15 protein-coding genes are annotated in these 12,795 nt (G+C 41.6%); 7 read left to right on the plus strand and 8 right to left on the minus strand.

What is annotated here, in order from left to right:
- Both MHO82_RS15290 and MHO82_RS15295 read left to right on the plus strand, forming a co-directional pair.
- Positions 1-334 (plus strand): DUF285 domain-containing protein (locus MHO82_RS15290; RefSeq protein ID WP_239184963.1); only part of this gene is annotated, 334 nt, incomplete at its 5' end.
- 38 nt (positions 335-372) lie between these two features.
- Positions 373-1,494, plus strand: a complete 1,122-nt coding sequence (locus MHO82_RS15295) for a BspA family leucine-rich repeat surface protein (protein WP_239184965.1) — start codon at positions 373-375, stop codon at positions 1,492-1,494.
- A 168-nt stretch (positions 1,495-1,662) separates the two neighbouring features.
- Here MHO82_RS15295 and MHO82_RS15300 read toward each other — a convergent pair whose 3' ends face one another.
- From MHO82_RS15300 to MHO82_RS15310, 3 genes are all read right to left on the minus strand, one after another.
- Positions 1,663-2,106, minus strand: coding sequence for a YtoQ family protein (locus MHO82_RS15300; protein ID WP_239184967.1), 444 nt, complete (start codon positions 2,104-2,106; stop codon positions 1,663-1,665).
- A gap of 94 nt (positions 2,107-2,200) precedes the next feature.
- On the minus strand, positions 2,201-2,665 hold the full coding sequence (locus MHO82_RS15305) for a hypothetical protein (protein ID WP_239184969.1): 465 nt from the start codon (positions 2,663-2,665) through the stop codon (positions 2,201-2,203).
- A 39-nt stretch (positions 2,666-2,704) separates the two neighbouring features.
- A complete protein-coding gene (locus MHO82_RS15310; RefSeq protein ID WP_239184971.1) occupies positions 2,705-3,208 on the minus strand; it encodes a cytochrome c in 504 nt (167 codons plus the stop codon).
- A gap of 137 nt (positions 3,209-3,345) precedes the next feature.
- On the opposite strand from MHO82_RS15310, the gene MHO82_RS15315 reads away from it, so the two are divergent.
- The 3 genes from MHO82_RS15315 (at position 3,346) to MHO82_RS15325 (ending at position 4,681) form a co-directional block, all read left to right on the plus strand.
- A complete protein-coding gene (locus MHO82_RS15315; protein WP_239184973.1) occupies positions 3,346-3,975 on the plus strand; it encodes a cytochrome b/b6 domain-containing protein in 630 nt (209 codons plus the stop codon).
- A gap of 111 nt (positions 3,976-4,086) precedes the next feature.
- Entirely contained in the window at positions 4,087-4,521 is a 435-nt protein-coding gene (locus MHO82_RS15320; protein ID WP_239184975.1) for a MarR family transcriptional regulator, read from the plus strand.
- A gap of 22 nt (positions 4,522-4,543) precedes the next feature.
- Complete coding sequence (locus MHO82_RS15325; RefSeq protein ID WP_239184977.1) at positions 4,544-4,681, plus strand: hypothetical protein; 138 nt, start codon at positions 4,544-4,546, stop codon at positions 4,679-4,681.
- Between the two features lie 114 nt (positions 4,682-4,795).
- Here the strand turns inward: MHO82_RS15325 and MHO82_RS15330 are convergent, their stop codons facing one another.
- Positions 4,796-5,164: a hypothetical protein gene (locus tag MHO82_RS15330; RefSeq protein WP_239184979.1), complete on the minus strand. Its 369-nt coding sequence runs from the start codon at positions 5,162-5,164 to the stop codon at positions 4,796-4,798.
- Positions 5,165-5,563: 399 nt separating this feature from the next.
- Between MHO82_RS15330 and MHO82_RS15335 the strand changes: the two genes are divergently transcribed.
- Positions 5,564-6,319: a matrixin family metalloprotease gene (locus MHO82_RS15335; RefSeq protein WP_239184981.1), complete on the plus strand. Its 756-nt coding sequence runs from the start codon at positions 5,564-5,566 to the stop codon at positions 6,317-6,319.
- Between the two features lie 89 nt (positions 6,320-6,408).
- Here MHO82_RS15335 and nagA read toward each other — a convergent pair whose 3' ends face one another.
- The 3 genes from nagA to MHO82_RS15350 all read right to left on the minus strand — a co-directional run bounded on the left by nagA (position 6,409) and on the right by MHO82_RS15350 (position 10,472).
- The gene (nagA, locus tag MHO82_RS15340) at positions 6,409-7,551 is read right to left on the minus strand and encodes an N-acetylglucosamine-6-phosphate deacetylase (protein WP_239185189.1); all 1,143 of its coding nucleotides are present in this window, start codon (positions 7,549-7,551) and stop codon (positions 6,409-6,411) included.
- Positions 7,552-7,932: 381 nt separating this feature from the next.
- Positions 7,933-8,457: a hypothetical protein gene (locus tag MHO82_RS15345; RefSeq protein WP_239184983.1), complete on the minus strand. Its 525-nt coding sequence runs from the start codon at positions 8,455-8,457 to the stop codon at positions 7,933-7,935.
- Positions 8,458-8,792: 335 nt separating this feature from the next.
- A complete protein-coding gene (locus MHO82_RS15350) occupies positions 8,793-10,472 on the minus strand; it encodes a methyl-accepting chemotaxis protein (RefSeq protein WP_239184986.1) in 1,680 nt (559 codons plus the stop codon).
- A 266-nt stretch (positions 10,473-10,738) separates the two neighbouring features.
- Between MHO82_RS15350 and MHO82_RS15355 the strand changes: the two genes are divergently transcribed.
- Complete coding sequence (locus MHO82_RS15355) at positions 10,739-12,094, plus strand: PLP-dependent aminotransferase family protein (RefSeq protein WP_239184988.1); 1,356 nt, start codon at positions 10,739-10,741, stop codon at positions 12,092-12,094.
- A 251-nt stretch (positions 12,095-12,345) separates the two neighbouring features.
- Here MHO82_RS15355 and MHO82_RS15360 read toward each other — a convergent pair whose 3' ends face one another.
- Entirely contained in the window at positions 12,346-12,654 is a 309-nt protein-coding gene (locus MHO82_RS15360) for a hypothetical protein (RefSeq protein WP_239184990.1), read from the minus strand.
- Between the last annotated feature and the right edge of the window lie 141 nt (positions 12,655-12,795).

The raw sequence follows: 12,795 nt of genomic DNA on the forward strand, positions 1-12,795 counted from the left end.
CATCATGATTGACAACGAACAACTGTATTTGGTGGTGAATAACCAGCTTATTCGTAACCCCGATTACTGGCAGAACTTTCTTGATGGCAACATAAAGCTGTGCACCTCAAAGGTGACAGACATGAGCGAGCTGTTTGCCAAACACGAATACTTTAATCAAAACATCAGCCAGTGGGACACCTCCCGCGTGACCAACATGAATGACATGTTTAAAGGGGCGAAGCGCTTTAATCAGGATTTGTCGTCGTGGAACGTGCTGCGTGTTACTACGCACCAACATTTTGCTAAAGACAGCGCCCTTACACCAGAGTCCCTTCCTCTGTTCAACCACTAATTACCTTTTTCATTGTCACAGAAAAACTAGGAAATACTATGAAACCCTCAACGTCAGTTACCCCTCTTCTTCTTGGTACGGCTTTGCTTGCCAGCAGCGGTGCCTATGCCCGTGATATCTCTGTAAAATGCCCAGATGCCCCAGTCAACTCCGTTGTACTTGAAAACGGCCGTGTGTATGTGGTGGTGGATAACACTCTAATTAAAAACAAAACCTTATTAGATAACCTAGAACAGGGGCATATTCGCTTTTGTACCAGCCAAGTCACAGACATGAGTAAGGTATTTGAAGACAGAAAAGAATTTAATGCGGATATTAGCGACTGGGACACATCTCATGTGACACGTATGTCTGAGATGTTTATGGGTGCTGAGGCATTTAACCAAAATATTGGCCGTTGGAATACCGCTAATGTTGCCTACATACATAGTATGTTTGCTGGAGCTGAAGCATTTAACCAAGACATTGGTCATTGGGATACCTCTAGGGTAACAAACATGCATAGTATGTTTGAAGGAGCCAAAGCATTTAACCAAGACATTAGCCACTGGGATACCTCTAGCGTGGTAATCATGACTGCTATGTTTAATGGAGCTAAAGCATTTAACCAAGACATTAGCCGATGGAATACGTCGAGTGTAAAAGATATGTATCTCATGTTTAGTAAGGCTAAAGCATTTAACCAAGATATTGGTTACTGGGATACTTCTAGCGTGAGAACTATGTATAGCATGTTTAGAGGGGCTCATGCATTTAATCAAGATATTGGTTACTGGGATACTTCTAGCGTAACAAACATGTCTTGGATATTTTCAAACGCAGAAGCATTCAACCAAGATATTGGCCACTGGGATACTTCTAGCGTAAAAGAGATGTATAGCATGTTTAGAGGGGCTCATGCATTTAACCAAGATATTGGTCATTGGGATACTTCTAACGTAACAAGAATGGATAGTATGTTTAGTGGCGCTCCTACATTCAACCAAGATATTGGCCATTGGGACACCTCTAATGTTACGAATATGGAACTCATGTTTAAAGAAGCAAAAGTTTTCTCCCAAGATCTAACAAACTGGAATGTCAGCAACGTAACTAAGCACGAAAATTTCTCAACCGACAGCGCTTTAACAGAAGAACAACTGCCGTATTTTGTTAACTAAAATTGCCGAGTAAATGGCGATAATACTTAAAAATAGCGCCTGAAAAGTAAAATACAGTGGCTGGGTTTATAGTTACAAAATTCAACTGGCCACTGTTTACCAATAAACTGGCTCTACTCCATCGTAAGTCAGTTTATTGGTGCCATTTAGCCGAAGTTTATGCTGAGTTTATTTAGCACTAATGACGTATTTTAATATTTCTAGTACTTGCTCTGGTGTTTTTGCCCACGCCATTGCAGCGGCATCAACCTCTTTCAGTGGGTGAACTAACGCTTCGCTGTGCAGAGTAATGTAAGGTTTTCCCAAAGCGGCACAGTAGCCAGCATCAAAAGCAGCGTTCCACTGTTTGTATTTATCACCAAATCGAATGATCGCGATATCACTCTTTTCAATTAACGTTTTGGTACGAATCCCATTCACTTTAGCGGATTTATGATCACGCCAAAAATTATCACTCTCTTCTCCTAGCACGTCTCCTGCCGCATCACTAAGTTCATGATCCGTCACCGCTGAGTAAAATTTAATGGGTAGTTGATTGGCTTCAGCCCCTTGGATCAGCTGCTCTCGCCAATCTGAATGTATTTCGCCCGACAAGTACACTTTGTATTTCATTGCTGCCTCTTAAATTCTTAGAATATTGGAGGGGGAATTCCCTTTGCTCGGAATTATTGTATACAATAAAGTAAAATTGTGTACTTAGTTTGATCTAGTTTATTGACGAAGATAGCTTTTTCTTACGGCCTAAACGAACCCCGTCACGAATATTCAGCCCCAGTAACGTGGCATTGGTCGCGCCAGCCAGTAGCTCAATTCCTTGCAGCGCCCAGTACCACGAATCAAACTGCCCCACTGCCGACCAGTTGGCTAACACCACTGCCGCTGGCAATAAAATCAACAGGCCATTTGCCGCTGCCATTTTCATGCGCTTTTGTTTCACTAAAAACACACCACTAAGTTTGCCTTTATACAACTTAGCGCCACTTATTCCCGTGGCCATCATGGCAAGCATCAGTGCGCCCACACTGTATAAAATCGTTTGTTTTACTGCGGCAATATCCGCATGGCTGCCAAAAACATCCACCACTACGCTGCTGGTGAAAAAAGAGACTATTAATAAAAAGGCTGTCACCGCCGCCGTTTTATGAATGCGTTTCATGATCAATTTAGTCATCTGTTGTTCCTCTTTAAACAATAAAAATAGATAAAGCCATTACCACAATGAGCGATACTGGCGGTGACAGCTTTTGCAGGTAGCCCCCGCTTGCTTTAACCCTTGCTGAGCTGAGCGGCTGTCTTGGTTATTCACCGCCACCAGCATCTCGGTAAAGCCTTGATCCATCTCTGCCATTAAACGATTAAATTGGGTTGGTTTACTCCACACGGCTGATTTTGCTCGGCTTCCGTCTTCACTGCCTTGAGGAAACGCGTTTTTTAAACCACTGGCGGCTTGCTGGCTTTGCTCAGCGAGAACACGAACGTTTACCCAATCAGGCGTGCTTGTATTTAATGCCTTTCCTAGTTGCTTCATGTTTTTATCTATGGTTTCGAAATGGCTCTGACGTGCGTTAATGATCTTTTCACTGGATAAGTTCTCAGCAGCCGATGCCACCGTAGAGAACAAAGCACCGAGAGTAACTAGTGCAACCATCGAAGCCATTACTGCTTTTCTGTGTATCGTTTCTGATGAATGTGCCTGTGCGGTTTGTTGGTTCATGTTCAATCCTCTTTGCATTTTGGTTTTAAGACCATCATTGGTTGCTGACTTACATTTAATTTACACTGCAATTATTGCTTGAGCAACAATTGCAGTGTAAATTATTTCTACCAACATTATCGTAAGAGGAAAAAACAATGAAAGTATGGGACTTACCAACAAGGCTTTATCACTGGCTACAAGCCCTTTTTTGCACCGTTTTGTTAGTGTCTGGATTTAGCGGTAATGGGCCACATGAACTCATTGGTATCGCTTTATTTATGTTGCTTTTATGGCGATTAAGTTGGGGGATCATTGGCAGTGACACCAGCCGATTCAGTCAGTTTCTGGCCTCTCCGGCTTCCGTGTGGCGTTATTTGAAAGGAAAAAGAAAAACCACCGTTGGCCATAACCCTGCTGGCGGCTGGATGATCATCACCATGCTACTGTGCTTATTTACCCAATGCCTTACTGGTTTCATTTTAATGGGGGTATTCGATGCATGGCTCAGTGACAATAGTTTCATTCTGGAAAACACCGCGCTTATTGGGCTGCTTCATGGTTTAGGGGCTCGCTTGTTACTGCTGCTTATTGGCTTCCATCTGTTTGCGATTTTGTTTTACAAATTCAAACGAATCCCCTTGGTTAAGGCCATGTTTACCGGAAAGCAGCCTCACCAACAAGGCATTACAGAGCCGAAATTTAAACAAAAAAGACTCGCCTTTAGTTGTTTATTAGCCTGTGTTGGTGGGGTATTCACCCTGTTAAAAGCATCGGGCGTAGCGTGATAAGCGAGAGGGATTTGATATGGCTTATCATCGACTTATCCCTTATAGTGCCAAACATAGACAGTGCCTACGCATATTCTCCCTAATCACAACCAAGAAAGAATCAAAATAATGAGTACTTCATTCGATCGTCAAAAAAGTTTGGGCTGGCTTATCAATGTCGTGGCCCTCAAACTCAAAAACGAACTTGATGCTGGCCTAAAAGAGCATGGCCTTTCCATTGCGCTATGGCCAACATTAATGTGTTTATGGGAAGAAGAAGGCGTCACCCAGCGAGAAATCGCCATAAAATCCAAAGTGGAAAGCTCCACTACCACCCGAACCATAGATAAATTGGTGAAGCTGAATTTAGTCGAACGCCAAGATGATCCTAACAGTCGCCGTTCATTTCGTATTTATTTAACGGATGAAGGCCGCGCTCTGAAGGATAAATTGATCCATTTACCCACCCAAATTAACGAAGCGGCGTTGTCTTCATTAAACGATGAAGAGCAAGATCAAATGATTTCGCTCTTACAGAAAATGGTGAAAGACATCGACGTATAAATCACGTTCTCGCAGCGGGGGCATGCAAGCACAAACTCAGCATTTAACCACTCAGGATATGATCAATGTTACTGCTTACTACGCCTCTTTACAGCCTGACAATCTAAAAGCGATTGTCGAACGTTATGTGCAGCCTAAACAAATAAAGCAGCAGGATTAACAACAATTCTCCCACGGGCTACTATTACGTAGCCTTTTGGCCGTACTTATGCACTTATTGAAGCGTGAGTGTCAGTAAACTTTACAGTTCATTGATCCTGAGTTCACTTAACCGCTATTTTGTGAGCTGTTGCTGTAAACGAATAATGCATTCACTCGCTTCGGCTTCATCAACAAAGCGCTGTGGGTGATCGGCAAGGTAAATAGTGTCACCTTCACTGCGGTGCCTTAAATACCAAAGCCCTTTTGTACCCACAGAATAATTAATTGAACTACTGGCTTTTGGTTGTTCCCCAGATGGCAGAGCAAGAAAAACCAATGTGCCTTCTACTTTTCCTTTCAATATTTTATCAACACGAATCACCCCTAAGTTAACAGTGCCGATCTTTGTTAGATCGCGTATTTCACTTTCACCAAGAAACTCTCCCGTGATAATTAACTGGGAATATTCGAGCAACTGAGCCTCGGTCATTTTTGCCCACATGGCATGCCCCTCTACGCTAAATAAAAGTAAACCAGACCATAACCACCTTTTAAAACCATTCAACATAGAAGAAAAGCCTCCGGTTTATTTACCGTAATTGACTCATTTCGAGCTAATGCATCCAAGTGTAGCTGATCATATTCCAAGTATCTGTAGAGCACGAAAAGAGGTCGCCAACGGATTTTTGTCAGCTTATTTTACAATTTCGAAGAATTAGACGCCCTTTTTAACACCGTTATTTCTTTAACTCTTTAATAATAATAACACTATGCCCTTTGGCGTAATTAGTGCTTGATCATCACGTTTGTCGTTTTACCTAAAACGGACACCTTAGGTGATTAGCAATGTGAATATCTATTGCTCAGCACCTCCCGACGATACTATGCAGAGGGCACGTAGATGAGTTGGAAAAGAAAACTAGTTATTTTAGCGGTACTATTAAATGGCTACCTCTTCACCACACCAGCTTGGTCCGTTCCAATCAGCTCTGACTTTGTAGTTGGCCCTACGATTCCAGGTAAATGGGGATCACCCGTATTTGGTACAGGTGCAACCATAACATGGAGTTTAATGGGAAGTGGCCTAACAACAGATGCAGGCGCTGGAACCAGTGTGGATCTCGCCACCTTCATGCCAGTAGGCTTTAAAGATGAAATTATTGCGGCTTTTGATGCGTGGTCTGCGGTTGCTGACCTCACCTTTATCGAAGTTGCCGATCCTGGCGTTGGCTGGCTCGATGTCGGCGCAGATGCCGTTGATATTCGTATAACCGGACATGTTTTTGATGGCGCTCTTGGCACATTAGCTCATGCCTTTTTCCCGCCAGAAAATGGGGGCGCAGCCGCTGGGGACTTACACTTTGATATTGATGAACTCTGGAAAATAGGATTTGGTGGGCCAGGTTTTGATATCTTCCAAGTGGCTGCTCACGAAATTGGCCACTCTATTGGACTTGATCATACTGCCGTTCCTGATTCTCTGATGAACCCATTCATCTCGGAAGCCTTCCGCGGGCCACAAGCCGATGACATTGCAGGTGCGATACATATTTATGGCCCCGCCGCCATATTAATACCTGAACCATCGTCTTTGGCATTATTTGGAATAGGGTTGCTCGGCTTTGGTGTTTGGCGTAAACGTCAACCACACGCTTAATAGTCGCTACCCACTAACATTACTTATCAATAAAAAGCCACTTTTTACTGTATGCTATTAAAAGGTGGCTTTTCTATTCGTAAACAAAACTAAAACAGCATTAATTCTCCATCCGCCAACACGCCTTTAGCTTGACCTTTGTCGTCTAACACCGTCGCAGAAGCACGATAATCTGGCTTTAAATAACCTAGCTCCTTTTCCATGCCTATGGCATAAGCTGGATACGTGGAAGCCATTTTCAACGCTTCTGTTTCTTCCACTCCCCAATGAATTAAGTTATTTACTGACTCATCCATACCGATGTGCGCGCCAGCCAAATTACCATTTCGATCAATTAACTTACCGTTATCTAACGTAATGGTATTGCCATTTAGCACAAAATTTTGCTTCGGGTTGCCCACCGATGCCATAGCGTCGGTAACAATGAATAACTTCCCTTTCGGTTTATTACGTAACGCCATTAAAATATTGTTTGGGTGGACATGAAAACCATCGGCGATCACTGAGCACCACGCCCCATCGTTACTTAACGCTCCACCAACTACGCCGGGAAACCGCCCTTGTTGCGCCGACATGGCATTATATAAATGAGTAAAGCCATGAATATGAGATTTGGTTTCACGATTAATGACATCAAAATCAGCATTACTATGACCACAAGAAATAATGACTCCTTGTTCACTTAACCATTTCAATGCTCTGTTATTCACTTCTTCCGGCGCAAGAGTCACTAATGTGACCCCTTGTGTTAACCAAGGTAAAGACGCGAGATCTTGTATTTTAGGGTCAAAAAAATGCCGTGGATCATGAGCACCTTTTTTCTCCTTACTGAGCCATGGCCCTTCTAAATGCACACCCAATATGCCTGATTGTTTATCTTCGAGGGCTTGCTGTACTGCACTTAATGCGTCAGCCATGGTTTCCATAGTGTCACTAATAAGAGTAGGTAAACAGTAAGCGCTGCCATGTCGGCGATGAGCTTGCATGATGGTATGGATACCTTCCGGCGTTGGAAACTGATTAAACATCACTCCACCACCACCGTTGACTTGTAAATCAATAAACCCCGGCGCGATAGTACAATCACCAAGATCGATACAATTAATATCTGAACTCAAATTATCAACAGGGACAATGCCAACAATTTTATTTTCATCCCACACTAACGCCGAATGAGTATGAAACTGTTCCCCATCAAAAATACGTTCTGCCGCAAGCGCTGAAATAGTTATTTCTTTTTTCATGATGAAATCCATTTTAATTATGTCTATTTAGGATGAATGGCAGGCATCTACGTACCTCTTTATGTCACCCATTCTCCTTATTTCACTTTATCTTAATTACTCCATTAAGTGTTGTATCATTTCGCTCCAATTCAAAGACATAAAGAAACTTAAAGGAAGATCACCTTTATGCTGCCCTCTTGGCCTATTATATGGAGATCGCAGAGAGGCAAGCTAACAAACCGTTAAGTAAGGGAAAGGGGAAGGAAGATAGATCGGAAGGGGAAGTATGGTAAAGCAATACCGCATGCTCAAAAATAAGACACGATGGAACAGCTCTTAAAACAAAAAACGTAAATGTTCTGAATAAGAATTATTCTTTAATTTGAATTACATCAAGCTCGGATCTCTCGATAAGTGTTTATCTTTCGCTTCAATAACCTTCAGCTGATATAAAGATTTTAAATTCGCTTCAATAGCTAATCGTAATAAGTTCAAGTTTTTATATAGCTTTTCACTATATTTATTTTCTTTACTGTCTAAAACACAAATCGTCCCAAAAGGCTCTCCATTAGGCCAGCATATCGGGCACCCAAAATAGGAAATCATTCCATAATTGGTATCTGGATTATTGCACCACTGCTCATCATTAAGCGCATTTTCAACCAGTAAATTCGATTGAGTGGAAATAACCGTTTCACAATATAGCCCTTTCCCTAACGCTTCTTTGTCACCAATGAAATAAGGATTATAGAGTGAATTACTCGTTACAAACACATCAATGGTACTTTCAGATAATCTCATAATTAAAGAGGCTGGGATCTGTTCGTCTTCTGATACCAGATCCAACATTGTCTGCCAGCCCGATGTCAATAACTCAGGAATTTCTATTGATTTAGTATTAATTTCATTCAAAACAAATACCTAGATTACATGAACTTATTAATCTAATAAGTATCGTAAATTAGGATCTTGGTCAAGGTCACGATCGATATTTATGAACTGCCCCTTATTTCATCTCTACCTCTGTGATGATAATTAGACACTCTCATTATTTATAAATGATAAACAGTGATATTCTCCTAATTTTTCAATAATAGATATAATTCTACATAACTAAAATTACCACTTTATATAGAAAAAGAATTCAAAACCAATCTTAGATTCATTCTTTTCATGAGTATATAAAATTATATTTAAAAATAATGGCAGTATAATAACTGCCATTTTTATAAGATTGAAATGACTATTTATACTTTAAATTGCCCAACTAAATGTTTAAGTTGAGTGCCTGATTCATTCAGAAGCTGTGCAATTTCTGCAGATTCTTGGCCTGCTGACGTAAGGCTACTAACAACATCACGAATCGCTACCAAATTACGGTTAATTTCTTCTGCTACCGAACTTTGTTGGTTAGCCGCCGTTGCAATAGGAATGGCCATTTCATTAACACGGTGAATTGCTTCTGCCACCGACGAAATACTCACCGCAATTTCATCAGACGCTTCCACAGCATGATTCGACGTATTATGGCTGTTGCTGATCCCATCCACCGCATGGTTAACTAAGCGATGTAACTCATCCAGCATTTCTTTAATTTCCATGGTGCTTTGCTGGGTTCGGCTTGCAAGCGTACGAACTTCATCAGCAACCACAGAAAATCCACGGCCTTGCTCACCAGCCCGGGCTGCTTCAATGGCCGCATTGAGTGCAAGCAGGTTTGTCTGATCCGCGATATCTCCAATCACACCTAATACATTATTGATGCTATTTGACTGCTCTCGTAGCGATTGAATATGCTCAGACGCTCTGCTCATTTCCCCAACAAGTTCTTGCATAGAAGTGACAGAACTCACCACTTTCGTTTGAGCTAAGGAAGCATCATCAGACGCTTTATTCGTCGCATCAGATACCAAGCTTACATTTTCAGCCACGACTTGAGCGGTGGTGCTCATCTCTGTTACCGCCGTGACCACCTGATCAGTTTCGTTGTTATGGATGGTTAATTGGTCTACAACCTGCTGAGTCTGGTTACTGATTTGTCCCGCAGACTGAGACACAACCTGAGTCGTCTTCGCCACATCAGTAATGCTTTTTTGAAGCTGAGAGATAAAGTGGTTCAACGCATTACCTAAATGCGCAATTTCATCCCCACCTCTTACTTCAAAGCGACGTGTTAAATCCCCCTCAGCCACATAATCCAGTGTGTGTACCATGCCATGGATAGGCTTAACAATACGCTTAACAAAAAAGCCAATTGCGGTCACCGATAGCACAATTACCACCAATATCAGCCCAGCAACCAGCTTAATACCACGGTTAAACTCAACCATGACTTCAGCTCGGAATTGCTCTGTGTCTCTTTCGATATCATCCACATACGCACCCGTACCAATCAACCAATTTTTACCTGGGATCTTCTGGATATAACTGATTTTCTCAACCAGCCCCTCTGTGTTGGGTTTTTTATGGACATAAGTCGTAAAACCATCACTTTTCAATGCTGTATCAATCAAACTCACCACGATTTTCTTACCGCTAGGATCCGTCATATGGAGTTGATTTTCACCTTCTAGGTGCGGTTTAAGCCCATGAAATAAAATATAACCATCTGTATCTAAAATATAAAAATAACCGGAGCCACCAAAGCGTACATCTCGTAGTGTTTTTCTTACCGACTCTAACTGCTCATTAGGCGCTGTACTTTCTTGTACTCGCGCGTTTACTACTCCTACTGCAATTTCAATCGAGCGCTTCATTTCTTGTTTGCGCTCATCAATCAATTTAGTACGAAATTGCTCAATATTTTCATTAACCAATTTGTACTCCGACCAAAGTACAACGGTTAACGTACTCATTAGAGCAACTATTAAAGGGATTAATGAAAGGAGTAGTAGTTTTCCTCGTATGCCAACTTTGTGCATGTTCATCGCAATCATCCTCTGTCGTGTTCAACACACCTGATTCTTATTTAGTATTAACATAAATAAGCAGGGTGAGATACATGTTTCACATGAAATTATAGTCATATAAATTAAGTGAGAAAAAATAAATAAAACAACAATAAAAGAAGGGACTTAGAAAGAACTCACCACAACAAAGATCGAAAGTTTTGATGACACATTAATGATACTCATACACTCTTTAGCCAAATTCTCATAAACTAAACGCTTACGCCCATTCGTTGAGTTTATGTATGCCGCCCCCTAAATACCTGCGTATTGCTGCTGATATCGCACAACAAATTGATACTCAAGTATTAAAAACAGGCCAGAAGCTACCCACACACCGTCAACTCGCCCAGCGCTACGGAACAACCACAGTCACCGTTTCTAAGGCTTACCAAGAATTAATTAAGCAGCAGCGAATTGAATCTTTTATTGGCAAAGGCTCCTTTGTTAAACAACCGCCCTCCATTACTGATGTAATTTTGGCCAACAAAGAGCATAGTGAAGCGAATCTATCCATTTTGCAGCCCATAAACGTGGGACAAAACAGTTTACTAAACCACCAGTTAGCCTTAATCGCCCAAGAAAAATCACATGGCCTTTTTGATACGTACGTTGAAAACAGCGGCCACGATATTCATAAGCAAGCAGGCATAAAGTGGTGCCAACACTACACTGAAATAGACATCAACCCTGAACAAGTGTTGCTTGCCAATGGTGCTCAAAATGCATTATTCAGCCTGCTACAGCAGCTAGTGGAGCCTGGCGACTCTGTGGCGGTAGAGACCTTTACCTACCCAGGCATTATTTCTATCGCACAGCAATTAGGAATCAATTTAGTTGGGATTGGGCTAGATCATGCTGGTATCTGCCCTGAAAAATTAGAGCGAGCTATTATAGAAAAGAACATCAAAGCAGCGGTTGTGATCCCTTCTCATCAGAACCCATGTGGAATCACCATGCCAGCCCAACGTCGGCATGAAACAGCAGAAGTGATCAAAAAACACAATATTTACCTCATTGAAGATGATATTTACGCATTTCTTAACCCAGCTCGTTTACCAGCCATCAGTCAACTTGCTCCAGAGCAGTGCTTTTATCTTTCCAGTTTATCTAAAGCGGTTAGCCCAGGGCTACGCTGTGCTTATATGGTTGTACCAAAACTATGGGTGGAAACAATGAATGTGATGACAAGGGCTTCTTTATGGATGCCCCCGCCATTAATGTTTGAACTGGCTTCCCGCTTAATAGAAGGTGGGCAAGCTTTTGAATTGGCGCAATATCAAAAAAACAGTGCTTCCAAAAGGCAGCAAATAGCAACACGTTGTTTAACGCAATTTGCCTTACACCGAGAACCCAACAGCTTTCATGTTTGGGCAGAGTTGCCAACACATTGGAATGCTAACCAGTTTTATGTCGCGGCAAAAAAAGCCAATATTACCGTTAATGCCAGCAAACATTTCTGCGTATCCGAAGGTGATTATATTGACGCTATCCGTATTTCGTTAGTGGCTTGCGACAGTGATGTAAAACTTGAACAGTCTCTTATCACACTGAATAATTTGGCGTTATCAGACAATAAATGTGCTCTCGACGACTACTGAGTTAAGTAATCAAAACCTTTCTTACTAACTCAGTAGCCCTTTCCTCTTCGATATATCGCAACCTCATTCAGATCGTTCAAGACTTTCTCTATGCCTTTTTAAAAGTTCGAAGCTCTTTGAGTTGTATGGATGAACAAGGCAACGTGCCATAGGAGCACAACACACAACAATCCCTTCTTTCAGTTATCATCGTTGGTGGCATTGCTCGCACTCATAAAACCACTGGCACGTATCCGTTGTTGAACACCACTCTATTTTTTAATTTTAAATGTCACTGGATTTTTAAAACTCAAGCGAGATCCAGATATGCTCACATCACCGCGCTTCATGGCTCTCGCAATTTCTTTATTGGTTTTAAAAATCGTTTTTACATTCCAGACGACAAATAAGATCATCGCAAACCACACGGTACCAGAAGCAAACACTAACCAATCAACATCTTGATTTGTACTCGACACCCACCCAGAAACCAGTACCGCCAAGATTAAGTACAACATATAGGGTTGTTGAACGATCACGATTTCATTTTCTGTTTCAGTTCTCTCAAACAAAGCTTTCATTCTTCTTCCTTTTAGATCCCATTCAAGCATGATTTACCCAGTAAACGAATAGGTGTTATAAACTGCTTTAAAGCACAAATGCAATCTCAGCAATAAATAAGATTTGTAACGGAATTTATCTCAAAGACAACAAATCAAGCG

Source organism: Vibrio sp. Of7-15, assembly GCF_022347565.1.
Classification (GTDB): Bacteria; Pseudomonadota; Gammaproteobacteria; order Enterobacterales; family Vibrionaceae; genus NORP241.